Consider the following 26723-nt stretch of genomic DNA (forward strand, 5'->3'; position numbering starts at 1 on the left):
CTATATGAATAAACAAATCTTGAATAACTTAGGCAAACCAGAAGACATAATGGGTCTGGAAATTGACGAACTAAGGATATTAGCTGAGGAAATTAGGGGAGAAATTATTAGTACAGTTGTTGAAACTGGGGGCCATTTAGCTCCGTCACTGGGTGTTGTTGATCTAACCCTGGCACTTTACAAGGTATTTAATTTTAAGAAAGACAAGCTGGTTTGGGATGTGGGTCATCAGGCCTATGCACATAAGATAATCACCAGAGGAGTTGACAGGTTCAAGACCTTAAGACAGATGGGAGGCATTAGTGGCTTTCCAAAAATTGGTGAATCACCTTATGATTTTTTTGGGGTTGGACACTCGTCCACCTCAATATCTGCTGCACTGGGTTTTGCTGTTGCCAGGGATTTAAAAGGTGAAGATTATAAAGTTGTAGCTGTTATAGGAGATGGTTCTATGACAGCAGGTATGGCATTTGAGGCATTAAACCACGCTGGCGATCTAGAGAAGGATTTAATAGTAATTTTAAATGACAATGAGATGTCTATTTCAAAAAATGTGGGTGCCCTTTCTGCTTTTTTGAGTAGAAAACTGGCAGATAAACGATTTGTAAAATTTAAACAGGACTTAAAAAGATGGCTTAAGCAAATTCCAAAGGTTGGTGAGGATATCTTGAATTATGCCCGTAGGAGTGAGGAATCTTTAAAAAATATTTTTACACCTGGTATATTATTTGAGGCATTTAAATTTTATTATATAGGTCCAGTTGATGGTCATGATATAAAAAAGATGGTCAAGGTCTTAAGAGAGGTCAGGGAATTAGGAAAACCTGTCCTGATTCACGTCCTCACAAAAAAAGGTAAAGGATATCCTCCTGCTGAAAAGGATCCCACCTATTTTCATGGAATTGGTAAATTAAAGGGAAAAACTGAGAATATTAAGGTACCGCCAAGTTATAGTGAGGTTTTTGGCAATACTCTATGTAAATTAGCGGCAAAGGATAATCGTATTGTAGCCATTACCGCTGCAATGCCTGAGGGGACAGGCCTTTGTGTTTTTAGAGATATGTTTCCAGAGAGATTTTTTGATGTAGGTATTTGTGAACAGCATGCTGTGACATTTGCTGCAGGACTTGCCAGGCAGGGATTAAAGCCTGTGGTTGCCATATACTCTACTTTTTTACAGAGGGGTTTTGATCAAATTATTCATGATGTTTGTCTTCAGAAACTCCCTGTTGTGTTTTGTCTGGATAGGGGAGGACTTGTTGGAGAAGATGGACCAACACACCATGGAAGTTTTGATTTGTCCTACTTGAGGATTATACCCAATATGACAATTATGGCTCCAAAGGATGAGAAAGAACTGCAAGATATGCTGTACACTGGACTTTTGTTGGAGAGACCAGTTGCTATTAGGTATCCCAGGGGTAGGGGAAAGGGTGTAGAATTATCAGGTCCATTTAAGGAAATTTGCGTACCCAAGGGAGAAATTTTAAAACAAGGTAAGGATGTTTTAATAATAGCAGTTGGCAGCATGGTAGAGCCATCACTTATTGCCGCTAAAGAAGCTCAAGAAAGATATGGGATAGATGTCCTTGTGTATAATGCAAGGTTCATTAAGCCCGTTCCCAGTGAAGTGACTCAATTGGTTGAAAATTTTCAAAAGATTATTGTAATAGAAGAAAATTCTCTAATGGGCGGGTTTTCATCAGGGATATTGGAAACATTAAATGATAGAGAAATGCTCACTGGTAAGAAGATTGTTCGTCTTGGGCTTCCTGATGAATTTATTGAACATGGTCCTCAAAAAAAACTTCAATCAAAGTTGGGATTGGACAGTGAAGGAATTTTAAAGAGGATATTAGAGTTGACAAAGTAATTGATGCAAAGAGTAAAAAAGGCGCTTTAAAAGCGCCTTTTTTACTTCTATTCAAAAACAGCTCCCTTAGATGCAGATGAAGCCAGTTTGGCATATCTTTTTAACAGCTTTGATTTTACTTGAGGTTCTTTTATTGCAATTAATTTTTTTCTATTTTCTAGTTCCTGGTCATCTATTAACAACTCTATCTTTCTGTTTGGGATGTCTATTTGGATTTTATCTCCATCTTTTACGTAAGCAATTGGGCCACCTTCTTGGGCTTCTGGGGATACGTGTCCTATTGCTGCTCCCCTGGTACCTCCACTAAATCTACCATCAGTTATTAAGGCAACGTCCTTATCCAGCCCCATTCCAGCAATGGCTGATGTTGGAGTGAGCATTTCTCTCATTCCTGGACCTCCTTTTGGTCCTTCATACCTGATGACTACTACATCTCCTTTTTGAATTTTTCCATCCAGGATCGCAGAGACCGCATCTTCTTCTGAGTCAAAGACCTTGGCTGTGCCTGTTCTTTTCATCATTTCAGGGGCAACTGCTGACTGTTTTACCACAGAGCCATCTGGTGCAAGATTACCCTTTAATATGGCTATCCCACCTTCTTTGGAATGTGGGTTATCTATGGGTCTAATGACTTCATGATCCAAGACCTTTGCCCTTAGATCTTTTAAGTTATCTCCAACGCTCTTTCCAGTAACTGTTAGACATTCTGTATTCACAAGACCCTTTTTGTTCAGTTCTGAAATTACTCCATATATACCACCAGCCATATATAGGTCTTCAATGTGATGGGGACCAGCGGGAGACAATTTACACAAATTAGGAGTGCTTTTACTAATTTGATCAAACAATTCTACATCAATATCTATCCCCGCCTCTTTAAATACAGCTGGAAGGTGTAACACCGTGTTGGTTGAACAGCCAAGTGCCATGTCAACAGCAATTCCATTTTTTACGCTCTCTAAGGTTATTATATCTCTTGGCTTAATATCCTTTTCAACCAACTCCATTACCTTCATTCCAGCGTATTTTGCTAGTCTAAGCCTTTCAGCATATACAGCTGGTATTGTGCCATTTCCTGGCAGTGCAAGCCCTATGGCCTCAGAAAGACAATTCATTGAGTTGGCAGTGAACATACCAGAACAGCTACCACAGCCTGGACATGCCTTTTCTTCTAATTCTTCCAATTCTTGTTCATCTATTTCCCCTTTTTTATACCTGCCTACACCTTCAAATACACTTATGAGATCAATGGACTTTTTGTTTAGTTTCCCAGCTAGCATTGGGCCGCCACTTATAATCAGACTTGGGATATTGAGCCGCAGCATTGCCATGAGCATACCTGGGACGATTTTGTCACAATTGGTAACGCATACCAATCCATCAAATGGATGTGCTGTAGCCATTATCTCTATTGAATCTGCAATTAATTCTCTACTGGGAAGACTCATTTTCATCCCTTCATGGTTCATTGCTATTCCATCACACACTCCAATTGTAGGGAATTCCAGGGGTACCCCACCTGCTAGCCTGATGCCTTCTTTAACTGCCTTAGTCACTTGGTGTAAATGCACATGACCTGGGATCAATTCATTTGCTGGATTTACCACACCTATCAACGGTTTGTTAATCTCTTCCTTAACAAGACCCATTGCATACATAAGACTCCTATGTGGAGCCTTTTCCAATCCTTTTTTCATCCTATCACTTCTCATAATCACTCTCCTTTGGTTAAAAATGGGTTAATCGCAAAAATAGAACCCAATGTTGAAGCTATTGCCATGCCTAATGTCAATATAAAACAGTAATTCATGGGCAACATTTTTACGTCAATCCAGATAGGTGGTATATTCAGAATCTTGTTTAAATAGACCACCACTACTTTAGTGAGTAAAATCCCAAGGGCTGCTGCAATAATACCACTCAGAAATCCATTAAGCATAAAGGAAATTACTATAAAGAAATTTGATGCGCCACACAGTCGCAATATTTTTAATTCTTTCCTTCTACTTAGAAACAATGTATAAAAATAGAAGAATGCAAGGAGAATTGCAGCTATAATAAAAAATATTGTCATAAGGGACATGATATAAAAATAGTTGTTTTTTAAGGTAGTCATTAACTCTAAATTAGATATATCCACTATTACATCCCTTATCCCGGATAATTGTCTGAATCTAGATTCCATTTCACTAAATTCTTTTTTATTTAAATTGCATTTAATAACAGCAGTGTAAGGTAGAGGATTATTTTCTAAGTTGTCTTCGTGTGGTATAAGGGATTTTTGCCCTTTCATGAGAATTGATAGGGCCTCTTTAGGTGTATAAATTTTTGTTTCCTTAACTTTTCCCTCTTTTTTTATTTTCTCAAGAAATGTCAATATATTAGTATGATGTAGTTTATCCCAAGTGAGGATTATTGTTTCGTTTGGATTCATCCTTTTTATGTATACCTGGGAATTATAATTTATAAGTACTATTGCAGCTACAAGACACGTACATACAGTGAGAACCAAAATAAGTAGGAGATGTTGGACCTTTTTATGTCTCAATAATATGAAAAATTGCTCTAAAATACATAGTGAGTAGTTCATCAAGTTTGCTCCTTGATTGCTCCTCCACTGATAATCAGTTTTCTTGATTTAGGAATTAATTTTTGCAGACCATTAGAATGGGTAGCCAATATAATAGTTGTCCCATGTTTGTTGAAATGGCATAAGATTTTCATTATTTTTTCCGCATGGTTCGGGTCAAGATTACCTGTGGGTTCATCGGCCAGCAATATTTTGGGGTTAGTGGAAATGGCCCTTGCTATAGCTACCCGTTGTTTTTCTCCCCCTGATAGAAAAACCGTGGGAGTGGTACTTAAGGGCTCTAACTCTAGAATTTTAAGGAGGATACTCAGTCGCTTCTGCCTCCTTTTTTTGCAGAGTCCCATGCTCCGTAGTGGTATTTCAATATTTTCAACAACAGTGTAGTCCTCAAGGATCTCAAAATCTTGATATACCATCTGCACATGACGCCTGAGTAGATGGATTGGTGGCTTTTTTTTTGGACTGATAATAAAGTCGTCTATCCTTACTATTCCTGCTGTTGGACTTATCTCTCCATGGAGAATTTTTAAAAAGGTGGATTTGCCGGAACCTGTTTGACCTGTTAGAAAGACAAAACTACCCTTTGGTATCTTTAGATTTATCTTCTCCAATATCTTTCTTTTCCCAAAATAGTGATATAGATTTGTAACTTCTATTATTGGGTTTGCTCCTGCCATAGAGTTATTTTCATCTGGTTGTCCCATATGCGGGAGTCTGATTGGATTTCATCCCACTCTGGGAAGGAAGTCCCCATCTTCCCCACTACAATCCCTGCGCAAATATTTGCAAAGATACATGATTTAACGATGTCAATTTTCTTTGACAACCCATATGCCAGTGCAGAGAGTACTGTGTCTCCAGCACCTGTTACATCATATACCTTCCTTGCTAAAGTGGGTAGATGGTAGACAAAATTTCCCTGATTTTCAAACAGGACCATCCCTTGTTTACCTAATGTGATTAACAAATTGTAGCATTCTGTTTTTTCTATAATTTTTCTTCCAGCTTCAATTAAACTTTCCTTGTCTGTTATTCTTATCCCGGAAAATCCTTCTGCTTCTTTTTTATTTGGTGTAATGATAAAAGGCTTTTTGTAGAAAGAGTAATTTCTCTCCTTTGGGTCAATTAGTACTTTGGCCTTTGAATTTTGAAGTAGTAGTAGTACATCCTTTCCAATTGTACCCTTTCCATAATCAGATACTATCACTAGTTGGAATGTGGGAAGGATTTCATGTAACACCTGTAAAAGCTTATGTGAATGATCTTCACTTGTTGATTCTTTGTCAATTCGGAGCAGTTGTTGGCTTTTGGCTAATATTCTTGTTTTAGTTGTTGTTGGGTGGTTTTCGATTTTTATCAAAGTGTTGTGTATTTTGTTTTCAAAAAGGAGATCTATTAATACATCCCCTGCCCTATCATTGCCTACTACACCCAGGAGGTAGGGATCCCCCCCCAATTTTTTTATGTTGTTTGCTACATTTGCTGCTCCACCCAATTTGAATTCTTCTTTTTCTATTTTTACAACAGGTACTGGAGCCTCAGGTGATATGCGCTCTACTGCTCCGTATTGGTAGTGGTCCAGCATAACATCTCCAATTATAAGTATAGGAGAGTCCTTTTTGGTCTGGATATCATTGATTAGATGTGTCAATGTCCTGTTTTTTACGGGTTGTTTCATGTGAAACATTTTCCTCTAGTAAGTTTATACTTAAATTCAACTTTTGTAATAAGCCCTTGAGTTCCTGGTTTGTGGAATATTTAATGGTGATTTGTCCTGAAGATAGGTCTCCTTTGATTTTTGTGGGCAGTCCAAGGTATTGACGGATGAATTTGGAAAGCTGGTTTATCTCGGGTTTAGGTGATGATATTTTTTTGTGTTTTTGAGCCAGGCAATATCCTGGCAGTGTTCCTCTTTTTTTCCATATAGTGGCTATCTTTTCTGCCTCTCTTACGCTGGCCTTTTTTTTCAGCACATATGAAAACGCAGTTAAGCGGTCTTGTTTATTTCCTATGGCTAAAAGTGCCCTGCCGTGCCCTGGTGTGATGTTTCCCTGCTGAAGCGCATCCAATATTTCATCTTCTAGTTGTAATAATCTGAGTGTATTGGCCACATGAGGTCTACTCTTTCCAACCCTTTTTGCCAGTTCCTCCTGAGTTAAATCAAGTACAGATCTTATCTTTTCCAGTGCCCTGGCCTCTTCAACCACACTTAAGTCCTCTCTCTGTAAATTTTCTACAAGGGCTACAACCATGCATTCATCGTCACTTAGATTGCAAATAATGGAGGGAACTTCTGTAATTCCTGCCTTTTTGCAAGCCAAATATCTCCTTTCCCCTGCTATTATTTCATATATATTTTCATCATCATTGTGTCTCACCAAAATAGGTTGAAGAAGCCCCTGGTTTTTGATTGAGTTGGCCAATTCATCTATTGATTCATTTGCAAAAGTTTTTCTTGGCTGAAAAGGTCCAGGCCTGATCATACTTAGAGGGATTGTCTTCAAGCTGCTGTTTGAGTCCTGTTGTATTGTATTATTTACTTGAATTTTCTCCTGAAAAAGTGCATCAAGTCCTTTACCAAGACCCTTTGGGGATGCCATATTTTGTCTCCGTTTTTTTAGGGAGTTTTTAGTTTTAAATTAATACGTGGCTAAACAAACTTTTAAATGCTAATTGTAAAAAAATCAAATGAAATTGGTGTAAGGTTAATTTGTTGGAACTGGTATACTTTACCATGAAAGATATTCTGAGATAAAATTTTGGAGGAGAGATGAAGGGTATTCATGAGTTGTTTGATATTCATCATAAATTAATAGGCGTTTTTGTGGAACCAGAGGTTTGGGCTCTCATAAAAAAAGATGTGGAAATGGTTTTAAAAAGACATGGGTTAATGGGAACAAATAAAGAAGTAATTGAACCCATGGAAGACTGGGAGCTATTTAAAAAGTGCTGGGATTTTAAATATCCATTTGACTTTAGTGTTAAATGTAAAGTGTGTGGTAATGAAACCAAAAATTGGGAAACAGATGTTCAAAAAAAATTTTTGCTAACTGCAGCCAGTGTAAGCGGCCTTGTAAGTTTTAGGTGCTTAAATTGCGGTTCAAAGATTGTGAAGAAACATTTTAAGGATAAGATAGTAACTGAGTGTATCCCAAAAAAAGATTAAGGTTTGTTTAATAGTAGTCACATATTCCTAAAACGCGTTAAAAATTCCTTTGCCAAATCCATGTATGCCTTGGCACCTATGGACCTTACGTCATATAATATTGCAGGAAGACCATGACTGGGTGCTTCTGAGAGCCTTACATTTCTGGGTATTATTGTTTTGAAAACGAGTTCTTTAAAGTACTTGCGGACCTCATCAGCTACTTGATGGGATAAATTATTTCTCTTATCGAACATAGTGAGGACCACACCAAATATATTCAGGTTGGGATTCAACCTATTTTTGATAAGGTTATAGGTCCTTATCAAGTAAGCAATCCCTTCCAAGGCATAGTATTCGCATTGCAAGGGTATTAGAATCTTAGATGCACTACATAAGGCATTTACAGTTAACAGGCCCAGTGATGGGGGACAATCAATAAGAATAAACTCATATTCATTGTCAATTTTTTTTATCAAATCTCGTAAATAAAACTCCCTTCCAATTTTATCCACTAGTTCTATCTCTGCACCAATCAAATCTTGATTAGCTCCAATAATAAAAAGGTAAGGAAGTCTAGTTTCATAAATCATGGACTGGGCCAAATCTGGTTTGAACAATGCTCTGTATATATTTTTCTCTTTGCTAACGTTTATTCCCAAGCCACTGGTAGCATTGCCCTGTGGATCCAAATCAATCAAAAGCACCTTTTTTTCCAGGGCTGCAAGGGAAGCAGCAAGATTTATAGCTGTGGTGGTCTTCCCTACCCCTCCCTTTTGGTTAGCAATTGATATAATGTGTTGCATTACTATTCATCCCTAAAGGACCGATGACAATAATTTTTTGCATCGTCTAAAGCAGAAATAAGTCTGTATATTTCCTGTAGATCATTGGTTTTTACTGCACCAATTAATTGATTTGCTAAATGGGCAAAGTCCTCTGCTTCATATGACCATTCATCAGGAGCGAAGTTTTGTAGTCTTGCAGCAAGTTTGGTAAATTTTTTTACGTCCTCCATAGTAGGGATGGTACCTTCTTCTACCTGCTCCATTAGTTTGTTAAACAATTCCTCCATTTCCATCTTTAACTTTTTTAGTCCCATGAAGTCCTCCAAAGTGGCACTTTAAAGTTAGATAGGTGGTTAGTGTCTTATTTTGTAATAGTCCATATACCAATCTATAAATTTTGGAATACCCTCTTCTATCTTTGTGCTTGGTCTAAATCCAATGTCCCTGGTCAATTCATCTATGTCAGCGTAGGTCTTTGGAACATCACCTGGCTGTATTTCCATGTAGTTTTTGATTGCCTTTTTGCCAAGGCATTCTTCTATAACCCCTATAAAGTGTTCAAGGCTAACACAATTGTTGTTCCCAATGTTGTATATTTTGTAGGGACAAATGCTAGACGATGGGTCAGGTTTATCTGAAGTCCAATTTGGGTTGGGTAATGGTATGTGGGTCATTATTTTAAAGACACCTTCAACTATGTCATCAATGTATGTGAAGTCCCTTTCCATTTTCCCGAAGTTGTATACATCAATGGGCCTGTCTTCAATTATTGCCTTTGTAAACTTAAATAAAGCCATATCAGGTCTACCCCAGGGTCCGTAAACAGTGAAGAAACGAAGACCAGTACACGGTAGCCCGTAGAGATAGCTATATGTGTGGGCCATAAGCTCATTTGCCTTCTTGGTTGCAGCATAAAGAGATATTGGATGATCAACATTGTGCCTCACGCTAAAAGGCATCTTGGTATTTAAACCATAAACTGAACTAGAAGACGCGAAAACAAGGTGTTCAACACCACCATGTCTGCACCCCTCTAGGATGTTAATAAAAGCAACGATATTGCTGTCGATATAAGAATAAGGATCCTTTAAGCTATGTCTAACACCAGCTTGTGCAGCTAAATGCACAACGTATTTTATTTTATGAGCTTTAAAAATATTCTCAATTTTGTTGCGATCTTCTATGGAAACTTTATAGAATTGAAAGTTTTTTCTATCCACAAGTATTTTTAATCTATCTTCCTTCAAGGCCACTGAATAATAAGGATTGAGATTATCTATACCAATCACATTATATTGTGAGTCTAATAATTTTTGACATAGATGAAATCCAATAAAACCAGCACATCCTGTTACTAGTATTGTTTCCATTTAAGGTTATCCTTTTTTGTTTAATGGTTTGCTTAATTTCCTCAAGAAATGCCATGCAATTTTTTTCATCTCTCTGTTGTCTGGTAACATATCTTCTGGGGATGGTAGACATATTATGGAATAAGAATTAAATTTTTGTATAAAATATGGATGATTGGATTGTACATGGGGGACAATGGTTTTGTGAGCATCTTTCCCAAAGATAAGTATATGGGTTATTTTGTGTGTTTTCTTTAATTCACTTACCTTTGTCCAGAAAAGGTCTGGGGTTTTTACTATTCTAGTCCCTATTTTTTTTGTACAAGGTATAAAGATATATCCAAACTGCCACTTGAGAGCATTGCCAATCATATTTTTAAAAAGAATTGTTCTTGGATTTTGATTGTTTAAAAATTGATCTATATCCTCATGCAAGTTGTAATAGGTAATAACATATTTATAAGGAGGGACTCCATATGTGGAAATTGCTTTGCTATCTGGCTTCTGTGATCTGCTAAATTTAGTCTTTGTTTTGTAAACGTGTATAAATTTAAGACCTGCATTTATCCAGAGATAGTTTCTTATATTTAGATCTCTAATACTCTGTTCCATATCTCCCAGGCTATATCGGCTTTGAGCAGTGTGCTAAGCACCTTAAAGTTGCCACTTCTGTTTATTATTACAACGCTATTTATGTCACTCTTAAACCCTGAGTTTTTTCGATTTATTTGATTTGCTACTATAAAGTCAAGATTTTTTCTGGCCATTTTTTCCTTAGCCAATTCTATAAAGTTGTCCTCTGTCTCAGCAGCAAATCCAATTAATATCTGGTGTTCTTTTTTTGTTTCCCCCAATGACTTAAGTATGTCAGGATTTTTTTCAAACTCTATTATGAAAATATCATCAGCACTTTCCTTTTTAAATTTTTCAGAAAGCCTATTTTTTGGTCTAAAATCGCAAACAGCTGCACATAGACAACCTATATCTGCTTTAGGCCAATATTCAAGGGTAGCGTCAAACATTTCTTTAGCAGATATCACGTTAATCTTTGTTATCTCCTTTGGAAGCCATACATCTGTATCGCCTGATATGCATGTGACCTGTGCTCCTCTAAGCCAGGCAGCAGTTGCAAGGGCTGCTCCCATTTTTCCACTTGAAGGATTTGACCAAAATCTTACAGGGTCAAAGAATTCCCTTGTTGGTCCCATGGTGATTAATATTTCTTTCCCCTTTAGATCCTGGGGAGCCAACTGTCTAATTATTTGAAAATATATCTCCTTTAGGTCTGCAAGCCTTCCAGTGCCCTGTTCGCCACATGCAACATCCCCTACATCTGGTTCTATAATCTTAATGCCATAGCTTAATAGCCTTTCTAGATTATTTTTTGTAGACAATGCATTATACATCCTAGGATTCATGGCTGGAGCTAAAATTATTTGCCTTTCAAATGCAAGGGCTTGAGCACTGATTAAATCATCAGCAATGCCATGGGCAATTTTTGCCATTATATTTGCTGTTGCAGGAACTATCACAAATACCTCTGGGTCATAGCCAGGATACAGGTGAGAGTATAGGGAATCAAGTGCGAACATATCCGTGGTAACTGTCTCTACTCCAAGACCCTTGATAGTGATTGGTGTTATAAATTCCAATGCTGCCTTAGATAGGCTAACGCTTACTTTTGCCTCTTTTTTTACAAATGTTCGAATAAGATCTAATGTTTTGTATGCAGCTATACTACCAGTAATGGCAATGTGAACACCCTGTGACTTTGGAAATGAAAAGTCCAAATATCTTGGAATCATGGTTTTATCTCTTCTTCTACTATTTCAGATGACTTGTTTATTGAGTTTGCTGTCTTGGGCACAACCCATATATAGGCTTCTGTTGTAAAGCCCTTGTCTACGATTCTAATAACCAGGTCTTTCTTATCCTTTGAAAACAATATTATGTACTTTCCATATTTAAAATAACTCCTCAAATTCCATCCATTTTGAGGGAGTTTGGATTCAAAATACTCAAAGAGGGATAAAGGCTCTACCCTACCCTTATATACAAGTATTCCAGCTTTAACTGTTGTAGATTCAAACAACAAGGATTTTTTGGGTTCTAATTTTAGTTCACTGGGAATTGGTATATCTGGAAAATCATAGGACGTTGATTTTTGATACTCCTTTGTATAAGTTTGGGTGCCATTGGTAGAGTTGCTCCTAAATGGCGGATATTTTTTTATTTGACTGCAGCTTATGAGGAGTGTAGCCACTACAACCAAAAAGATTTTTTTTATCATGATTTCCACTCCTTTTATAATAGGATTAAAAAATGGAAAAAGATTTTCTTTTATCTAGCTATGATTTTTACCTACCAAAAGAACTTATTGCCCAGTATCCACTAAAAAAACGCAGTGAGTCAAGACTTTTAGTAGTGGATAGGTCAAAAAAAATTTTTTTTGAGTCTAAATTTAAACAACTTCCAGATTTTGTCCCAGAAAATAGTCTCCTGGTATTTAACCAATCCAAGGTAATTCCTGCAAGGATATTTGGAAGGAAAAAATCCACAAATGCAAAGATAGAATTTTTATTGCTCACACCTCTTCCTTTGATACAAAAAAAAAGTCAAGGCCAGTGGAGTTATTCAGTGGTATATGGACTTCTTAGACCACTTAAGCGTCTAAGGCAAGGAGATATAGTGGTATTTTCAGATGATTTTTACCTACGTGTTAAACAAAAGTTTCAATTTGGACGTTGTGAAGTAGAACTTTTTTGGAGGTCTCGTTTAGTTGATCACCTAAACAGATTAGGGACAATGCCCCTTCCTCCTTACATAAAGAGAGGAGCAGATGTTCATGATTTTGTAAGATATCAGACAGTGTTTGCAAGGGAAGAAAAGGCCGGGTCAGTTGCTGCCCCCACTGCTGGGCTCCATTTTGACGAGGACATCATAAGGCAGTTAGAAGAAAAAGGTGTAGAGATAGCTTTTATAACCCTTTATGTTGGTGCTGGTACTTTTGAGCCAGTGAGGTGTCAAGATATCCGTCAACACAGAATGCATGAAGAATATGTTGAGATAGATTTAAAAACAACCAAAAAAATAAACCTTGCAAAAAAAGAAAATAGACCGGTTATAGCTGTTGGAACCACCACTGTGAGGACATTGGAAGGTGTTTACAAAAAATTGCATAACCTTAAAGAGTATAAGGGCTGGGTTGATTTATACATCTATCCTGGTTTTAAATTTAATATTATTGATCACATGATTACCAATTTCCATTTACCCAGGTCATCCCTTTTATTATTGGTTTCTGCATTTGCAGGGCGAAAATTTATTATTTCTGCTTATAACTTCGCAGTTAAAAACAAATTTAGATTTTTCTCATACGGAGACTGCATGCTGATTTTATAGACAATCAGAAGTTCAACTGAGAGGAGAAAAAGCCCATTGACTTCTGTTTTTGTTTTGGGATAGGAGATAAGTTTGGAATTGGTTCATATTGTTATTTAGTTATTTCAATTTTAATTTTTAACAAAAGGTGCTAGGATTGTTATGTCTAGAATTGAAATTAGAATAGAGAGATGTAAAGGATGTTTGCTTTGCACCTCTGTATGTCCAGAGGGAATATTAGAACAGGGGGATACCCTAAATTCAAATGGGTACAAAGTTGTTGTTTGTAATGAACAGAAAATAGATAAGTGCCGAGGGTGTGGCTTTTGCGCTGAGATATGTCCAGATGGAGCCCTGGTGGTTTTTAAAACCATAAAATCAAAAAGGGATAAGTAATTATGGAAAAGAATACACAAAGGTTGCTTGTAAAAGGTAATGAGGCCATAGCAATGGGGGCACTGGATGCTGGGGTGGAGTGTTATTTTGCATATCCAATTACTCCCCAAAGCGATATTCCTGAATATCTGTCAAGAGAGTTGGTGGCATTAGGTGGAGAATTTGTGCAGGCAGAGAGCGAAATTGCTTCAATAAATATGGTATTAGGAGCAGCTGCCTGTGGGAAAAGGGCAATGACCTCCTCCTCATCCCCTGGTATTTCATTGAAACAAGAGGGAATTTCCTATATGGCTGGCAGTGAGCTTCCAGCTGTTATAGTAAATATTACACGGGGTGGTCCTGGTCTAGGAGGAATTCAGCCTTCCCAGGGAGATTATTTTCAATCCACCAGGGGCGGGGGACATGGAGATTACAGGACAATGGTTTTGGCACCATCCACGTGTCAGGAATGTTATGACCTTACCATAGAGGCATTTGACCTTGCTTTTAAATATAGAAATCCTGTCCTCATTTTAGGAGACGCCATTTTGGGACAAATGAAAGAACCAATTACAAGGTGGAAAGAGCGAACCATTGATCCCCATGAGGGAGATGAGTGGAAACTTACTGGAAAAAAAGGTAGAGAGCAAAGGATTTTAAAATCTCTATTTCTTGGTGAAGGCACCATGGAAGAGCACAATATGAAGCTGTTAAATAAATACAAATCCATGGAGCAAGACCTAAAATGGGAGGAATTTTTAGTGGAGGATGCAGATGTGGTTGCAGTAGCTTTTGGCTCCATTGGTAGAATTGCCAAGTCAAGTGCACGGAAATTAAGGGAACAAGGATATAAGGTTGGAGTATTTAGGCCTATTACACTTTTTCCTTTTCCATATGAACCTTTGAAGAAGCTGGCTATGTCTGGTAAGAAATTTATTACCCTTGAGAACAATACAGGTCAGATGGTTGAAGATGTAAAGTTGGCCCTTTGTGGCATCACTGATTGTGAATTTTTTGCCAATATGCCTGGTAAAGTATCCACTCCAGAGGACTTTATTGAGCCAATAAAGCAAATGTTTTAAGTAAATTAGGGGAATATAATATGACTGAAGTATTAGAAAAACAAGTCTTTTCATTGCCAAAATGCATGAATGATGTTCCTACCCACTTTTGCCCTGGTTGTCACCACGGCATTATACACAGGTTAGTAGCCCAAACAATTGATGATCTGGGTCTGCAGGATACCACCATTTGTGTTGGGTCAGTGGGCTGTTCTGTTTTTATTTACAATTATATAGATGTGGATGCGGTAGAAGCTCCCCATGGGAGGGCCCCTGCTGTTGCAACTGGAGTAAAAAGAGCAAGGCCAGAAAATTTTGTATTTGCATATCAAGGGGACGGAGACTTAGCCGCCATTGGACTTTCTGAAATAGTACATTGTGCAAATAGAGGGGAGAGAGTGAGTATTATCTTTGTGAACAACACAGTCTATGGAATGACTGGGGGGCAGATGGCTCCAACAACATTAGTTGGTCAGAAGACCACTACCTCCCCATATGGTAGGAGGGAAAACAAAGAGGGATATCCTCTAAAAATGGCAGAAATGCTTGGCTCACTGGAAGGCACAGCTTTTTCAGCTCGGGTTGCCGTTAATAACGTAAAAAATATACTTAAAGCAAAAAAGGCAATGAAGAATGCCTTTATGGTCCAGCTTGAAGATTTGGGTTTTGGTTTTGTGGAGGTGTTATCTGCCTGCCCAACCAACTGGCACATGAGTCCACTTGATGCCAATAAAAGGGTGGAGACAGAAATGATGGAATATTTTCCACTGGGTATTTATAAAGACAAATTAGGGGATAAGTGATAAGAATACTTTGAAAATGACTATTAGAGGTGATGATCTATGTATCAAGATGTGATAATAGCAGGTTTTGGCGGTCAGGGTGTTATGTTGATTGGTAACGTGCTTGCCTATGCAGCCATGGAGCAAGGTCTAAATGTTACGTACATGCCAGTGTATGGAGTGGAGATGAGGGGAGGAACAGCTAATTGCACAGTGGTGATATCTGATGAAGAGATTGGCTCACCAATCATATTTTATCCAAAGTCCCTTGTAATCATGAATCAACCATCTCTTATGAAGTTCCAGCCAAGGTTAGTCAAAGATGGCCTCCTTATTGTGAATTCTTCCATAGTTGATGAAAGTTTGGTGGATAAAGACAAGTACAATGTGTTGATGGTTCCTGTAAATAATATAGCAGATAAGCTTGGGGATATAAGAATGGCAAATATGGTGGCCTTAGGGGTCTGGGTAGGGGCCACCAGGGCATTGGACCTGGGAATAGTAACTAATGCAATGGAAAAAAATATGAGTAATTTAAAGAAACAAGTAATTGAAAACAACAAAAAGGCGCTTCTTGAGGGCTATAAAATTGGAACGGAAAACTTGGTCTGAATACGAGAAAATCTTTGGGGTTATTGGGCATCCAATATCTCACAGCTTAAGTACAATAATCCATAACTGGGGTTTTAGATACTTTGATTTCCCCTATGTGTATTTTAAATGGGACATAGACCCATGCCATCTACCAGAATTTATGGTGGCCTTTGACATACTAACTATTGGGGGCATTAGTGTAACCATTCCATTTAAGGAAAAAATAGTTCCTTTTTTAGATGGATTAACAGATGAAGCTAAAGGCGTTGGGGCAGTCAACCTTGTATATCGTGATGGCAATAGGAAAATTGGACACAACACAGATGTAGATGGTTTTTTAGCGCCAATAAAGGAGAGCAAAATAGATTCTGCGCTGATTCTTGGATGCGGAGGAGCTGCCCTTGCATGTATCTATGGCCTTAAAAAGAAAAAGATTGAAAAAATTATAGTAGCTGGGAGAGATTTTAGTAAATTAAACTCTTTAAAGAGAAGGTTTAATGTAGATGTTATTTCCTGGGAGCAAAGGGGATATGTTAAAGCAGATATGCTTATAAATTGTACACCCCTTGGCATGTCTTCTTACAGTAATAAAAGTCCATATCCTGATGAAAAGGGACTTGGTAAATTTAAAATAGTGTATGACGTAGTTTACAATCCCCTGGAGACAGGCCTGATAAAGTCTGCAAAGAAAGTAGGTATTAAGGCTATTTCTGGGATATACATGTTTATTTATCAGGCCCTATATCAATTTGAGGCTTGGACCCAGAAGGTCTTTGATGTTCACGAGGCATACAGGCTCCTTATGTCGCATCTAACATAAAGGACGTCTTGTAATCGATTCCCATATTAATCCTTGAATTTTTTGGGTCAATGAAATAGAACAAAAAAGATTACTTTATATGGTCTAACAAAGGTCTTATGGGATTTTTTAACAAAAAAACGTTGGAGTTAATTATGAAGATAAATAAGTGGGTTTTAACACTATTTTTATTACTTTCTCTGGCAATTAGTCCATCACAGTCCACAGCTGACAAAATGTACGAGCCATTAAAAGAGTTCAGTCAGGTGCTTAGTATTGTTGAGAAAAATTATGTAAAAAAAGTGGATAGGAAGGAATTAATTAAAGGCGCCATTGAAGGCATGCTGAAAAATCTGGATCCCCACTCCCTTTATCTGGATAAGGATGCTTTTAAGGAAATGCAGATTGAGACGTCTGGTGAATTTACAGGTATAGGGATTGAGATAACCATAATGAATGGTAGGCTTACAGTAGTCTCACCCATTGAAGACACCCCAGCATATAAGGCAGGCCTCAAAGCTGGGGATATAATCATAAGAATAAATGATGAACCCACAGATGATATAACCCTACTTGAGGCAGTAAAAAAAATAAGAGGACCTAAAGGTACTAAGGTTCGTTTGACCATTCTTCACAAAGGCTCCCATGTCCCTGAAGAGGTGACAATTGTGAGGGATAAAATCCCAGTCCACAGTGTGAAATCTCACATGTTTGGGAAAGATTTTTTATACATTAGAATAACCAATTTTAATTCAAATACCACAAAGGAATTAATTGATGCAATACATAAACACAAGAGTTCCCTTAAAGGGATTATTTTAGATCTAAGAAATAATCCTGGAGGACTCCTTGACCAGGCAGTTTCTGTTGCAGATGTGTTTTTAGAAAAAGGACTTATAGTCTATACTAAGGGAAGGGTTCCTGAGAGTAAGATGAGTTTTTCTGCCCAGAAACAGGATACAGATGTAAGTTGTCCCCTAGTAGTACTTATTAATGCTGGTAGTGCTTCTGCCTCTGAAATTGTTGCCGGTGCCCTGCAAGATCAACATAGAGCACTACTTGTGGGAGAACGTAGTTTCGGAAAAGGTTCTGTGCAGACCATAATCCCCCTTTATGATGGGTCTGCCATTAAACTAACCACAGCTAAATATTATACTCCATCTGGCAGATCAATACAGGCCCAGGGCATTACCCCTGATATTGAGGTGCCCTTGGTTGTTACAAAGAAAGATAAACAGGAAAAATTAATGGAAAAGATTATGAAAATCAGGGAAAAAGACCTTGAAAGGCATCTTAAAAATAAAGAGAACACAAAAAACAAACAGGCCCAGTTGGATAAAAAGGCCAAAGAGATGCTAGAGAAAGACAACCAGCTTAAGATTGCATTTGAGCTTGTAAAGATTATGCCAAAATTAAAGACTCTAACATTTAATTAAATATGGGAAAAAAGCGAAGTCGAAAAAAAAAGGATAAAATGAGAAATAAAGGAAGCCTGGGTAAACTCCTGGGCTTCCTTTTTATATTTGTTGTCACATTTTCTTCCCTGGTATTGGTTTTAAATTTACCATATAATCATAGAAACCATATTAAGGAAAAGAATTTTTGCTTAACTAAAAACAAGGTAAAAAGACTGTCTTCGCAAAATAAACTTTCTTATGAAGAGAGATTGATATCTCCTTTAGAAGAAAAAATAAAAAAAATTGATCTTGCTATACTGCAGTCAGTTCTTGTTTCATCCCTTCCTAAAAACAGTATTCATTATATAGAGATAGAACATAGAGAAGTTAAAGGTAAAAGCTATCTATATCAATCTCTGGAAATAAAGGGGAAGATAGATAAAATACGTTTATTTAAAAAAAAGCTAATTCATTTTTTGAAAGCCTGGTTTGATCACAGGGAAATAGGAGTGGCTGTCCATAAAAATTTAGTTAAGATTAAGGTGGATGGAATCCCCACTCATACTATTATCTTTAATCTACAACAAGGGCTAACTAAAAAACAATTCAAAAAAGGCAGACTAATTCTCATAATAGATGATATTGGCAGAGATCTTAATGCTGCAAAAAAATTAATATATCTATTTGGAAGTAGTGTGAATCTTTCAATTTTACCATACAGCCCCCATGCGGTAGAGGTTTACAATCTTTGCATAAAAAAGAAAGTCCCCACACTTTTGCACATGCCAATGGAACCAATAACCTATCCTGAAACAAATCCAGGGCCAGGTGCTTTGTTAACAAATATGGACGCTCTAAAGATTAAAAATCTCACACAGAAGGCTCTATACCATTTCCCAAATATATTGGCTGTTAATAATCATATGGGATCTAAATTCACTCAGAATAGAGGTTTGATGAGGGTTTTTTTGAGTGAATTAAAAAAAAGAAATCTTTTTTTTATAGATAGTATGACTACACCAAAAAGTGTTTCCTCAAGTTTGGGGAAAGAACTGGGTTTACCTGTATTTAGAAGGGATATTTTTTTAGACAATAAAAAGGATGTAGAAGATATTTTGTTTCAATTACGTAAAGCAGAAACATATTCTCTAAAAAAAGGGCTTGTTGTTGTCATTGGACATCCATATAAAGAGACAATAGAGGCACTTAGAGAATGGAAAGGAGAAAAAGATCCAAACGTTAGACTCCTTTCAGTGGCATATCTTTTAAAACAAAAAAGGACTGCCTTTTAGGCAGCCCTTTTTTTTATCAATTCCTAGGTGTTTTAATTAGAACAGACCAGATACCTTTCCAGTCTTAGGATCAACATCAACTCTCATATATGCTGGTTTTGAGCTTGTTCCAGGCATGAGGCTTATTGTTCCAGCTACTGGACATAGGAATTTAGCTCCTGAGTAAATGAGAACATCTCTTATTGGAAGTACCCATCCCTTGGGAACACCCTTAAGTGTTGGGTCATGGGAGAGGGACAGATGCGTCTTAACCATCATGGTCATAAAATCAGCATATTTTGGATCCTCTTCCAACATCTTTGCCTTTTTCTCGGCCTCAGGTGTCCAGGTTACACCGTCTGCACCGTATACTTCCTTGGCAATGATCTCAACCCTATCCCTTAATTTCATTTCTATTGGATACAAGAATTTGAATTCACTTTCTTCGTCACATGCATCAATAACTGCATCAGCAAGCTCCAATGCTCCATCACCACCATATCTCCAGTGATCAGATACAGCACATCTTGCACCAGCCTGTTCTGCGATCTTTTTCACTGCAGCAACCTCTGCGTCTGTGTCAGTATGGAACTTATTGATACATACAACTGGGTTCATTCCAGACTTTCTAATCACATTAATTAAGTGAACCATGTTTTCACATCCCTTTTCAACTAGCTCAACATTTTCCTTGATGTATTCTTCTGGAAGTGGCCTTCCTGGTACAACCCTTGGTCCACCACCATGCATCTTAAGTGCCCTGATGGTCACTGTTAAAACTGATACGTGAGGCTTTAGACCGCTTAATCTACATTTTACATTCCAGAATTTTTCAAATCCAATGTCTGCTGCGAAACCAGATTCAGTTACATGGTAATCGAACATCTTCAGACCTATTCTGTCAGCAATAATAGATGATTGTCCCACAGCAATGTTGGCAAATGGACCAGCGTGCACCATACATGGCTGATATTCTGCAGTACACATTAAGGTCGGGTTAATGGTATTTCTCATCCATGCACACATTGCATTTCCTACCTGGAGGTCTCCTGTGGTTACTGGTTTCCCATCCCTATCAAATGCAACAGTAATCTCATTTAAACGTTTTTTGAGGTCAGCCAAATCCTTTGCAATGGCAAGAATGGCCATACATTCGGAACTTACAGATATTCCGAACTTAGATTGCATGGTGTATCCATCAAATCTTCCACCAATACCAATTATGATATTCCTGAGTGCCTGGGCACAAAAATCCATCACCCATCCCATTTCAACCCTTGTTGGGTCAATATTGAGTGCTGGGATACCAGAGAGTTTTTCTATTTTTTCTGGCCCATAGTTTCTCTCGTGCTGCATCCTGGCTGTTAAGGCAACCATTGCCAGATTGTGGGCATTTGTTATGTCATTTATGTCTCCAGTTAGTCCAAGGGAAAATTCAGTCATTGGGATTAAAATTGCATTTCCACCACCAGCTGCTGTTCCTTTGATGTTCATGGTTGGTCCGCCAGAAGGCTGACGAAGGGCACCACCAACATTTTTGCCTCTCTTTCCAAGTCCTTCCATGAGTCCCACAGATGTGGTGGTTTTGCCTTCTCCTAATGGTGTTGGGGTGATAGCGGTTACTTCTATGTATTTACCATCAGGACGATCTTTGAGCCTGTCTATGATTTTTAGGAAGTCCAATTTGCAGAGTCTACCCATTGGGATTACTTCATCCTTTTGAAGTCCCAATTTTTCCCGCCACTCATCTGGAGTAGGCATATTTTCCTCTGCAGCCTCTGAGATTTGCCAATCTTCCATTTTGGTTGCATCGTAGGCCATCTTATATACTCCTTTTTTAAGGGTTAAACAACAAATCAAACGACAATTACATGAGGTTAATGATTGTTTTTTTGGGTCTTCATAAATCAAAAATCGCATTTTTGTCAAAGTCAATTTTCGAGATAATTGGAGTTTTTTGAACAATTTTTCTCTACTTAAAAAGAAATTTTTCTAAGGTTTTTTCACTGTTGCAAAAAAGATAAATAGAAATTAACTAGGTAGAAAAACCAGGGTAAATAGCACAATGAAAGAAAATTTGAAAAAATTGCCTTTAGGGCTGGCAGAATCCATCCTTGAAAGTATAAGTGATGGGGTATTTACTGTAAATTTAAATTGGGAGATAACTTATTTTAATAATGCAGCAGAAAAGATAACAAAAATCTCCCGTGATGAGGTTATTGGTAGGTTTTGTGCTGAAGTTTTTAAATCTAATATGTGTGAGGGAAATTGTCCTTTAAAAAAGACCATTAAAGATAAGAGGCCAATAATTGGACAAGCAGGGTTTATAATAAATGCCCTTGGTGAAAAGGTCCCCATTAGTGTTTCAACCGCGGTCTTAACTGATGATAAAGGGAATATAATTGGTGGGGCTGAGACTTTTAGAGACTTAAGTGAGATTGAACGGTTAAGATTAGAACTTTCCTCTAAATATAGGGTGGGAAATTTGGTTTCCAGATCCCTCAAGATGCAAAAAATATTTGAAATATTACCAACTATTTCCAATTCTCCTTCCACTGTGCTTATTTTAGGGGAAACTGGTACAGGAAAAGAGCTCATAGCAAGAACCATACATGAGTTAAGTCCCAGAAAAAATGGTCCATTTGTGGCCATAAATTGTTCTGCCCTGCCTGAGACCCTACTTGAAGCAGAATTTTTTGGATATAAAAAAGGGGCATTTACAGGGGCCACACAAAACAGAAAAGGAAAATTGGAAGCAGCTAATAAGGGAACCCTATTTCTAGACGAGATTGGGGATATGCCAATATCCATTCAAGCCAAGCTCCTAAGGGTTATACAGGAAAGGAGTTTTGAACCAATTGGGTCAAATAAAAGTGTGTCTGTGGATATAAGAATAATATGTGCTACAAATAAAGATTTAGACAAGTTAGTTGAGAAAGAACAATTTAGAAAAGATTTATATTACAGAATAAATGTGATAAAACTAGAACTTCCCCCTTTAAGGGAAAGAAAAGAAGACATACCTGTTCTCGTAGATAATTTCATATCCCATTTTAACAAGCTCCTTGGCAAAAATATTAAAGGGATTTCTCCTGAGGCCTTGTCATTACTCATGACCTACAATTGGCCAGGGAATATAAGGGAACTTGAAAATGTTATAGAGCGGGCATCGATTTTGTGTTTTGGGGACATTATCCATGTGGAACACCTGCCTGAAGAAATATTTTCTCCTTCAGCCCCTCTGTGCGACAACATAAAACAAACAAAATCCTTAATGGAAAAACAGTTGATTATTTCAGCCCTTAAACAAAATAATTTCGATCCAAAAAGAACTGCCAGCTCCTTGGGAATCCACAAAACTACCCTCTACAGAAAATTAAAAAAATATAATATTCAACTTGCCAAAAGGTCGAGTTAGTTACTGTATATTAGTTGAGAATTATCCATTCTGCTTATTCCTTTAACTCCGTTATGGATCAAGTGATTAGTGATTAGTTTTTAGTTGTTAGTATAAGGGCGAAGGATGAAGGTAGAAGGGCGAAGAGCACCTAAAACTTTGAACATTGAACCTTGAACGTTGAACTTTAGACACAGACCACATACACAGACACATCAAAAGTTTTAGATTTCGGAGTTAAGGGAATAAGCGAATTATTCATTACTATTTTGAATAAATTAGTAGCGATCTTGCAACTGAAATTTAAGGTTGGTAGCAGTATTGCAACTGGAAAGATGTAATAGTTAAACGTTAATTATCTGTTTTTTTTAGAGAATAAAATATTACATGGTTGGCATGTAATCTGCATCAATATTTACATGAATAAAAAAGTGGCATTCACAATCTGGAATGGAAGAATAGCTCCACTGTTTGATGTTGCTAAATGTTTTTTGGTAATAACGCATAAGGGGGCTAATATAGTATCCGAAGAAGTGATAACCATTTCTACATCTGAGTTTTTTGATAGATTAAAAGAAGTCATGCATCTGCAACTAGATGTATTAGTTTGTGGAGGAATATCAAGGCAATATTTTGAGATATTATCATCAAACGGGGTTATGGTTATCCCCTTCACATCAGGTTGTGTGTCCAAAATAAAGGAAGCTTATTTTTTGGGAACATTAAACCATAGAACTTTTGTTATGCCTGGATGCTTTGGATCTAGGCAAAAAATTTTAAGGAGGTGGCTTATGCCAGGTCAAGGAGGCGGAAGAGGTCAAGGCGGAGGTAGAAGTCAGGGAGGTGGAAGAGGAATGGGTGGAGGTGGCAGGATGCGGGGTCAGCCCGATGGAATGTGTATTTGCCCAAAATGTGGTTACAAAGAAGAGCATTTTAGGGGCCAGCCGTGTTTTGAGCGGATGTGTCCAAATTGCAGCGTCCCTTTAAGAAGGGAATAAAAAATTAAAAAAGGAGGTGTTAGCCATGCCAGGAGGAGATAGGACTGGACCACTTGGAGCAGGGCCAAGAACAGGAAGAGGTCTTGGATATTGTTCAGGTAGTTCTCATCCAGGCTGGGTATATGGGAGAGGTTATGGTAGAGGTATGGGATTTGGAAGAGGCAGAAGGTGTGGAAGAGGTTTTTGGGGTAGAGGTAGGTGGTGCTTCTATGGTGCTTATGTGCCCACACCATACAACGTGCCTTATGATGAGGAAACCGAGAAAAGGACACTTGAAGCAGAGGCGAATTATTTGAGAAACACCCTTAAGGAGATTGAGGAGAGACTTAATCAATTGGCCCAAAAATAAGGAGAGGCCCTGCCAGAAATTTGTTGGCAGGGCCGATTATTTTTCATTTTATAAGGAGGTTTTATGAAGATAGCAATAACTACCACAGGAGATGATCTAAATGCAGAAGTAGATCCAAGGTTTGGAAGGGCAAAAAAGTTTTTAATATATGACACAGATACAGGAGAGTACAAGGTTATAGATAATTCACAGAATCTAAACCTTCCCCAGGGGGCTGGGATTCAATCTGCCCAGAATGTTGCTTCTGAAGGGGTGAAGGCAATAATAACTGGCCATGTTGGGCCAAAGGCCTTTAATGTATTAACAGCAGCTAAAATTACAATATATTTAACTGATCTAAAAACAGTAAAACAAGCAATAGATGCATACAAGGCAGGGGAACTTGAGCCTGCGAAAACATTTGATAAAGAGGGGCATTGGATATGAGAATATGTGTTGCCTCAGGCAAAGGCGGAACAGGAAAGACCACTGTGGCTGTAAATCTTGCAAAGGCATTAGATGAGGAAGTTATTTTATTGGATTGTGATGTAGAGGAACCAAATGCAAACCTTTTTTTAAAAGGCGATTTTGTAGAAAATAAAGTAAGTTATGTAAAGGTTCCAAAGGTCGACGAATCCCTTTGTGATGGGTGCAGAAAATGTACAGAAATATGTGAGTTCAAGGCTATTATTGTTATAGAAAAGGTTCCCATGCTCTTTTATGATTTGTGTCATAGCTGTGGGGCATGTTATCATATTTGTCCTAAGAAGGCCATAGAAGAGATTGACAGAAGGATTGGAGAGATTAATCATTTTAAGAAACGCAATGTAGATCTCTATGAAGGTAGGTTAGATATTGGAGTTGCCATAGCACCTCCAATTATTAAGGGGTTAAAAGAGCATATAGATGAAAATAAAATCTGTATCTTAGATGCCCCTCCCGGGACCTCCTGCCCCACTATTGAAACATTAAAAGATTCTGATGTGGCAATCCTGGTTACAGAACCAACTCCCTTTGGTTTAAATGATTTAATACTGGCAATAGAGGTCACCAGACAACTAAATATCCCCTTTGGAGTAGTTATAAATCGCTCAGACATGGGGGATGACAGGGTACATAATTATTTAAAAAACGAAAATATTCCCATTTTAATGGAAATAAAACATGATGTAGAAATAGCCAGGTTGTATTCTGAGGGAAAGGTCATTGTGGACGAGATCCCTAAATACAAAGACATGTTCGTGGATTTAAAGGATAAAGCCTTTGAACTTTCAAAAAATGGTAATAGAGCTTAATTTAAAGTAGGATGATAAGTTATGGAACCAAAAGAAATTGTAATTATTAGTGGAAAAGGTGGAACAGGAAAGACTTCAATTACAGGTGCATTGGCTGCCCTTTTTAAAAAACTGGTGCTGGCAGATTGTGATGTAGATGCAGCTGATTTGCATCTAATTGTAAAACCTAACATCTTACAAAAAGAGGATTTTTATAGTGGACATGAGCCTAAGTGGGTAGAAGAAAAATGTGTATTTTGTGGCACGTGTGAAGAGATGTGTCGTTTTGATGCCATCCATATTGAGAATAATACACTAAATCTAGACCTAAATTCCTGTGAGGGCTGCGGGGTATGTGTAAATTTTTGTCCTGAACAGGCATTCTTGTTTGAGGATAGGTGGTGCGGACATTGGATGGTCTCAGAAACAAAGTATGGTCCAATGGTGCATGCAAAACTTGGAATAGGTGCAGAAAATTCTGGAAAACTTGTCTCTTTTGTGAGGGAAAAGGCCAGGGAGATAGCAAGTTCAAAAAATCTTGATAAAATCTTAATAGATGGCCCTCCAGGTATTGGATGTCCTGTTATTGCTTCAGTTACAGGGACCCACTTTGTTGTTATTATAACTGAACCAACGGTTTCAGGGATCCATGATATGGAAAGGGTGGTGTCCTTGTCCAAACACTTTAATGTCCCAGCAGGGGTGATAGTAAATAAATGGGATTTAAATAAAGACTATGCAGCAACCATTGAAAAAAAATGTAAAGAGAACGGGCTTGTAATTCTTGGCAAGATCCCCTATGATCCTATTTTCACCAAGGCCCAGATAAATGAGACAAATATTATAGAATATAAGGACAGTAAGGTTAGGGATGAGCTTATTAACGTCTTTGACAAACTAAATAAAACCATACAGTTATAAGGAGGATGTTGTATGAGAATAGCTGTACCAGTGGCACAGGGGAAACTTTGCATGCACTTTGGACACTGTGAGCAATTTGCACTTATTGATGTGGACCCTGAGTCAAAGACAATTACAGGAAAACAAATAGTAACCCCACCACCCCATCAACCAGGTATTCTTCCACCGTGGATAAAGGAACAGGGGGTATCATTGGTGATAGCAGGTGGCATGGGAGCCAGGGCCATAGATTTTTTTAATCAATTAGGTATAGAAGTATTAGTTGGCGCTCCATCAGATGATCCAGAAAAGGTGGTAGAAGCATATCTAAACGGTACCCTTCAAACAGGTCAAAATGTGTGCGACCATTAACATAATTTGCGGCCACATCAGTCAAATGGACTTATGTGGCCCTTTGTTT

Annotated in this window: 29 protein-coding genes; 17 read left to right on the forward strand and 12 right to left on the reverse strand. The window is 37.8% G+C overall.

The features are described from left to right. Nucleotides 1-4: 4 nt before the first annotated feature. Entirely contained in the window at nucleotides 5-1873 is a 1869-nt protein-coding gene (dxs, locus tag ACYQ0O_RS00465) for a 1-deoxy-D-xylulose-5-phosphate synthase (protein ID WP_459889608.1), read from the forward strand. Nucleotides 1874-1920: 47 nt separating this feature from the next. Here the strand turns inward: dxs and ilvD are convergent, their stop codons facing one another. The 5 genes from ilvD to ACYQ0O_RS00490 are packed head-to-tail and all read right to left on the reverse strand — an operon-like array spanning nucleotide 1921 to nucleotide 7063. Further along, nucleotides 1921-3585 carry a dihydroxy-acid dehydratase gene (gene ilvD, locus ACYQ0O_RS00470; protein ID WP_459889610.1) on the reverse strand — a complete coding sequence of 555 codons (1665 nt, stop codon included), beginning with the start codon at nucleotides 3583-3585 and terminating at the stop codon, nucleotides 1921-1923. A 2-nt stretch (nucleotides 3586-3587) separates the two neighbouring features. Then, nucleotides 3588-4463, reverse strand: coding sequence for a cell division protein FtsX (locus ACYQ0O_RS00475; RefSeq protein ID WP_459889612.1), 876 nt, complete (start codon nucleotides 4461-4463; stop codon nucleotides 3588-3590). Further along, nucleotides 4463-5140: a cell division ATP-binding protein FtsE gene (locus ACYQ0O_RS00480; RefSeq protein ID WP_459889614.1), complete on the reverse strand. Its 678-nt coding sequence runs from the start codon at nucleotides 5138-5140 to the stop codon at nucleotides 4463-4465. Before ACYQ0O_RS00480 ends, ACYQ0O_RS00475 begins: the two co-directional genes overlap by 1 nt. Then, complete coding sequence (rfaE1, locus tag ACYQ0O_RS00485) at nucleotides 5119-6141, reverse strand: D-glycero-beta-D-manno-heptose-7-phosphate kinase (protein ID WP_459889616.1); 1023 nt, start codon at nucleotides 6139-6141, stop codon at nucleotides 5119-5121. The genes ACYQ0O_RS00480 and rfaE1 overlap by 22 nt, the downstream gene beginning before the upstream one ends. Then, on the reverse strand, nucleotides 6095-7063 hold the full coding sequence (locus ACYQ0O_RS00490) for a ParB/RepB/Spo0J family partition protein (RefSeq protein WP_459889618.1): 969 nt from the start codon (nucleotides 7061-7063) through the stop codon (nucleotides 6095-6097). Before ACYQ0O_RS00490 ends, rfaE1 begins: the two co-directional genes overlap by 47 nt. Before the next feature lie 170 nt (nucleotides 7064-7233). Between ACYQ0O_RS00490 and ACYQ0O_RS00495 the strand changes: the two genes are divergently transcribed. Then, a complete protein-coding gene (locus ACYQ0O_RS00495) occupies nucleotides 7234-7629 on the forward strand; it encodes a hypothetical protein (protein ID WP_459889620.1) in 396 nt (131 codons plus the stop codon). A 17-nt stretch (nucleotides 7630-7646) separates the two neighbouring features. On the opposite strand, the gene ACYQ0O_RS00500 is transcribed toward ACYQ0O_RS00495, so the two are convergent. From ACYQ0O_RS00500 to ACYQ0O_RS00525, 6 genes are read right to left on the reverse strand one after another with little or no spacing between them, the layout of a single operon-like run. Then, complete coding sequence (locus ACYQ0O_RS00500) at nucleotides 7647-8414, reverse strand: ParA family protein (protein ID WP_459889622.1); 768 nt, start codon at nucleotides 8412-8414, stop codon at nucleotides 7647-7649. Between the two features lie 2 nt (nucleotides 8415-8416). After that, entirely contained in the window at nucleotides 8417-8710 is a 294-nt protein-coding gene (locus tag ACYQ0O_RS00505) for a GAK system XXXCH domain-containing protein (protein WP_459889624.1), read from the reverse strand. A gap of 39 nt (nucleotides 8711-8749) precedes the next feature. Then, a complete protein-coding gene (locus ACYQ0O_RS00510) occupies nucleotides 8750-9766 on the reverse strand; it encodes an NAD-dependent epimerase (protein WP_459889626.1) in 1017 nt (338 codons plus the stop codon). Between the two features lie 6 nt (nucleotides 9767-9772). Next, a complete protein-coding gene (locus tag ACYQ0O_RS00515; RefSeq protein WP_459889628.1) occupies nucleotides 9773-10357 on the reverse strand; it encodes a hypothetical protein in 585 nt (194 codons plus the stop codon). Next, the gene (coaBC, locus tag ACYQ0O_RS00520; protein ID WP_459889630.1) at nucleotides 10333-11550 is read right to left on the reverse strand and encodes a bifunctional phosphopantothenoylcysteine decarboxylase/phosphopantothenate--cysteine ligase CoaBC; all 1218 of its coding nucleotides are present in this window, start codon (nucleotides 11548-11550) and stop codon (nucleotides 10333-10335) included. The genes ACYQ0O_RS00515 and coaBC overlap by 25 nt, the downstream gene beginning before the upstream one ends. Beyond that, a complete protein-coding gene (locus ACYQ0O_RS00525) occupies nucleotides 11547-12035 on the reverse strand; it encodes a hypothetical protein (RefSeq protein ID WP_459889632.1) in 489 nt (162 codons plus the stop codon). Before ACYQ0O_RS00525 ends, coaBC begins: the two co-directional genes overlap by 4 nt. A 32-nt stretch (nucleotides 12036-12067) precedes the next feature. Between ACYQ0O_RS00525 and queA the strand changes: the two genes are divergently transcribed. The 8 genes from queA (at nucleotide 12068) to ACYQ0O_RS00565 (ending at nucleotide 19426) form a co-directional block, all read left to right on the forward strand. After that, entirely contained in the window at nucleotides 12068-13147 is a 1080-nt protein-coding gene (gene queA / locus ACYQ0O_RS00530) for a tRNA preQ1(34) S-adenosylmethionine ribosyltransferase-isomerase QueA (protein WP_459889634.1), read from the forward strand. Nucleotides 13148-13288: 141 nt separating this feature from the next. Further along, the gene (locus ACYQ0O_RS00535) at nucleotides 13289-13522 is read left to right on the forward strand and encodes a 4Fe-4S dicluster domain-containing protein (protein ID WP_075067851.1); all 234 of its coding nucleotides are present in this window, start codon (nucleotides 13289-13291) and stop codon (nucleotides 13520-13522) included. A gap of 2 nt (nucleotides 13523-13524) precedes the next feature. Further along, on the forward strand, nucleotides 13525-14583 hold the full coding sequence (locus tag ACYQ0O_RS00540) for a 3-methyl-2-oxobutanoate dehydrogenase subunit VorB (RefSeq protein ID WP_459889636.1): 1059 nt from the start codon (nucleotides 13525-13527) through the stop codon (nucleotides 14581-14583). Nucleotides 14584-14603: 20 nt separating this feature from the next. Beyond that, nucleotides 14604-15365, forward strand: a complete 762-nt coding sequence (locus ACYQ0O_RS00545) for a thiamine pyrophosphate-dependent enzyme (RefSeq protein WP_459889638.1) — start codon at nucleotides 14604-14606, stop codon at nucleotides 15363-15365. A 39-nt stretch (nucleotides 15366-15404) separates the two neighbouring features. Further along, complete coding sequence (locus tag ACYQ0O_RS00550) at nucleotides 15405-15956, forward strand: 2-oxoacid:ferredoxin oxidoreductase subunit gamma family protein (protein ID WP_459889640.1); 552 nt, start codon at nucleotides 15405-15407, stop codon at nucleotides 15954-15956. Beyond that, nucleotides 15934-16758, forward strand: a complete 825-nt coding sequence (locus ACYQ0O_RS00555) for a shikimate dehydrogenase family protein (protein ID WP_459889642.1) — start codon at nucleotides 15934-15936, stop codon at nucleotides 16756-16758. Before ACYQ0O_RS00550 ends, ACYQ0O_RS00555 begins: the two co-directional genes overlap by 23 nt. A gap of 134 nt (nucleotides 16759-16892) precedes the next feature. Then, nucleotides 16893-18173: a S41 family peptidase gene (locus ACYQ0O_RS00560; RefSeq protein WP_459889644.1), complete on the forward strand. Its 1281-nt coding sequence runs from the start codon at nucleotides 16893-16895 to the stop codon at nucleotides 18171-18173. Between the two features lie 38 nt (nucleotides 18174-18211). Continuing rightward, nucleotides 18212-19426 (forward strand): divergent polysaccharide deacetylase family protein, encoded by a 1215-nt coding sequence (locus ACYQ0O_RS00565; protein ID WP_459889646.1) that lies wholly within the window; start codon nucleotides 18212-18214, stop codon nucleotides 19424-19426. 36 nt (nucleotides 19427-19462) lie between these two features. Here ACYQ0O_RS00565 and ACYQ0O_RS00570 read toward each other — a convergent pair whose 3' ends face one another. Continuing rightward, complete coding sequence (locus tag ACYQ0O_RS00570; RefSeq protein ID WP_459889648.1) at nucleotides 19463-21226, reverse strand: formate--tetrahydrofolate ligase; 1764 nt, start codon at nucleotides 21224-21226, stop codon at nucleotides 19463-19465. 244 nt (nucleotides 21227-21470) lie between these two features. Between ACYQ0O_RS00570 and ACYQ0O_RS00575 the strand changes: the two genes are divergently transcribed. From ACYQ0O_RS00575 to ACYQ0O_RS00605, 7 genes are all read left to right on the forward strand, one after another. Beyond that, nucleotides 21471-22823 carry a sigma-54 interaction domain-containing protein gene (locus ACYQ0O_RS00575; RefSeq protein ID WP_459889650.1) on the forward strand — a complete coding sequence of 451 codons (1353 nt, stop codon included), beginning with the start codon at nucleotides 21471-21473 and terminating at the stop codon, nucleotides 22821-22823. Between the two features lie 398 nt (nucleotides 22824-23221). Continuing rightward, nucleotides 23222-23800: a NifB/NifX family molybdenum-iron cluster-binding protein gene (locus tag ACYQ0O_RS00580; RefSeq protein ID WP_459889652.1), complete on the forward strand. Its 579-nt coding sequence runs from the start codon at nucleotides 23222-23224 to the stop codon at nucleotides 23798-23800. Nucleotides 23801-23825: 25 nt separating this feature from the next. After that, a complete protein-coding gene (locus ACYQ0O_RS00585) occupies nucleotides 23826-24149 on the forward strand; it encodes a DUF5320 domain-containing protein (protein ID WP_075067938.1) in 324 nt (107 codons plus the stop codon). A gap of 63 nt (nucleotides 24150-24212) precedes the next feature. Continuing rightward, complete coding sequence (locus tag ACYQ0O_RS00590) at nucleotides 24213-24575, forward strand: NifB/NifX family molybdenum-iron cluster-binding protein (protein WP_459889654.1); 363 nt, start codon at nucleotides 24213-24215, stop codon at nucleotides 24573-24575. After that, nucleotides 24572-25423: a nucleotide-binding protein gene (locus tag ACYQ0O_RS00595; RefSeq protein WP_459889656.1), complete on the forward strand. Its 852-nt coding sequence runs from the start codon at nucleotides 24572-24574 to the stop codon at nucleotides 25421-25423. The genes ACYQ0O_RS00590 and ACYQ0O_RS00595 overlap by 4 nt, the downstream gene beginning before the upstream one ends. Before the next feature lie 21 nt (nucleotides 25424-25444). After that, entirely contained in the window at nucleotides 25445-26323 is an 879-nt protein-coding gene (locus tag ACYQ0O_RS00600; protein WP_459889658.1) for an ATP-binding protein, read from the forward strand. A gap of 12 nt (nucleotides 26324-26335) precedes the next feature. After that, nucleotides 26336-26674 carry a NifB/NifX family molybdenum-iron cluster-binding protein gene (locus ACYQ0O_RS00605; protein ID WP_459889660.1) on the forward strand — a complete coding sequence of 113 codons (339 nt, stop codon included), beginning with the start codon at nucleotides 26336-26338 and terminating at the stop codon, nucleotides 26672-26674. Nucleotides 26675-26723: the final 49 nt, after the last annotated feature.

The sequence above is a fragment of the Desulfothermus okinawensis JCM 13304 genome, from assembly GCF_054654515.1.

Excerpts from the sequence above, each read along its gene's own strand:
- dxs (WP_459889608.1), top strand. The coding sequence starts at position 5 with ATGAATAAACAAATCTTGAATAACTTAGGCAAACCAGAAGACATAATG.
- ilvD (WP_459889610.1), bottom strand. The coding sequence starts at position 3,585 with ATGAGAAGTGATAGGATGAAAAAAGGATTGGAAAAGGCTCCACATAGG.
- ACYQ0O_RS00475 (WP_459889612.1), bottom strand. The coding sequence starts at position 4,463 with ATGAACTACTCACTATGTATTTTAGAGCAATTTTTCATATTATTGAGA.
- ACYQ0O_RS00480 (WP_459889614.1), bottom strand. The coding sequence starts at position 5,140 with ATGGCAGGAGCAAACCCAATAATAGAAGTTACAAATCTATATCACTAT.
- rfaE1 (WP_459889616.1), bottom strand. The coding sequence starts at position 6,141 with ATGAAACAACCCGTAAAAAACAGGACATTGACACATCTAATCAATGAT.
- ACYQ0O_RS00490 (WP_459889618.1), bottom strand. The coding sequence starts at position 7,063 with ATGGCATCCCCAAAGGGTCTTGGTAAAGGACTTGATGCACTTTTTCAG.
- ACYQ0O_RS00495 (WP_459889620.1), top strand. The coding sequence starts at position 7,234 with ATGAAGGGTATTCATGAGTTGTTTGATATTCATCATAAATTAATAGGC.
- ACYQ0O_RS00500 (WP_459889622.1), bottom strand. The coding sequence starts at position 8,414 with ATGCAACACATTATATCAATTGCTAACCAAAAGGGAGGGGTAGGGAAG.
- ACYQ0O_RS00505 (WP_459889624.1), bottom strand. The coding sequence starts at position 8,710 with ATGGGACTAAAAAAGTTAAAGATGGAAATGGAGGAATTGTTTAACAAA.
- ACYQ0O_RS00510 (WP_459889626.1), bottom strand. The coding sequence starts at position 9,766 with ATGGAAACAATACTAGTAACAGGATGTGCTGGTTTTATTGGATTTCAT.
- ACYQ0O_RS00515 (WP_459889628.1), bottom strand. The coding sequence starts at position 10,357 with ATGGAACAGAGTATTAGAGATCTAAATATAAGAAACTATCTCTGGATA.
- coaBC (WP_459889630.1), bottom strand. The coding sequence starts at position 11,550 with ATGATTCCAAGATATTTGGACTTTTCATTTCCAAAGTCACAGGGTGTT.
- ACYQ0O_RS00525 (WP_459889632.1), bottom strand. The coding sequence starts at position 12,035 with ATGATAAAAAAAATCTTTTTGGTTGTAGTGGCTACACTCCTCATAAGC.
- queA (WP_459889634.1), top strand. The coding sequence starts at position 12,068 with ATGGAAAAAGATTTTCTTTTATCTAGCTATGATTTTTACCTACCAAAA.
- ACYQ0O_RS00535 (WP_075067851.1), top strand. The coding sequence starts at position 13,289 with ATGTCTAGAATTGAAATTAGAATAGAGAGATGTAAAGGATGTTTGCTT.
- ACYQ0O_RS00540 (WP_459889636.1), top strand. The coding sequence starts at position 13,525 with ATGGAAAAGAATACACAAAGGTTGCTTGTAAAAGGTAATGAGGCCATA.
- ACYQ0O_RS00545 (WP_459889638.1), top strand. The coding sequence starts at position 14,604 with ATGACTGAAGTATTAGAAAAACAAGTCTTTTCATTGCCAAAATGCATG.
- ACYQ0O_RS00550 (WP_459889640.1), top strand. The coding sequence starts at position 15,405 with ATGTATCAAGATGTGATAATAGCAGGTTTTGGCGGTCAGGGTGTTATG.
- ACYQ0O_RS00560 (WP_459889644.1), top strand. The coding sequence starts at position 16,893 with ATGAAGATAAATAAGTGGGTTTTAACACTATTTTTATTACTTTCTCTG.
- ACYQ0O_RS00565 (WP_459889646.1), top strand. The coding sequence starts at position 18,212 with ATGAGAAATAAAGGAAGCCTGGGTAAACTCCTGGGCTTCCTTTTTATA.
- ACYQ0O_RS00570 (WP_459889648.1), bottom strand. The coding sequence starts at position 21,226 with ATGGCCTACGATGCAACCAAAATGGAAGATTGGCAAATCTCAGAGGCT.
- ACYQ0O_RS00575 (WP_459889650.1), top strand. The coding sequence starts at position 21,471 with ATGAAAGAAAATTTGAAAAAATTGCCTTTAGGGCTGGCAGAATCCATC.
- ACYQ0O_RS00580 (WP_459889652.1), top strand. The coding sequence starts at position 23,222 with ATGAATAAAAAAGTGGCATTCACAATCTGGAATGGAAGAATAGCTCCA.
- ACYQ0O_RS00585 (WP_075067938.1), top strand. The coding sequence starts at position 23,826 with ATGCCAGGAGGAGATAGGACTGGACCACTTGGAGCAGGGCCAAGAACA.
- ACYQ0O_RS00590 (WP_459889654.1), top strand. The coding sequence starts at position 24,213 with ATGAAGATAGCAATAACTACCACAGGAGATGATCTAAATGCAGAAGTA.
- ACYQ0O_RS00595 (WP_459889656.1), top strand. The coding sequence starts at position 24,572 with ATGAGAATATGTGTTGCCTCAGGCAAAGGCGGAACAGGAAAGACCACT.
- ACYQ0O_RS00600 (WP_459889658.1), top strand. The coding sequence starts at position 25,445 with ATGGAACCAAAAGAAATTGTAATTATTAGTGGAAAAGGTGGAACAGGA.
- ACYQ0O_RS00605 (WP_459889660.1), top strand. The coding sequence starts at position 26,336 with ATGAGAATAGCTGTACCAGTGGCACAGGGGAAACTTTGCATGCACTTT.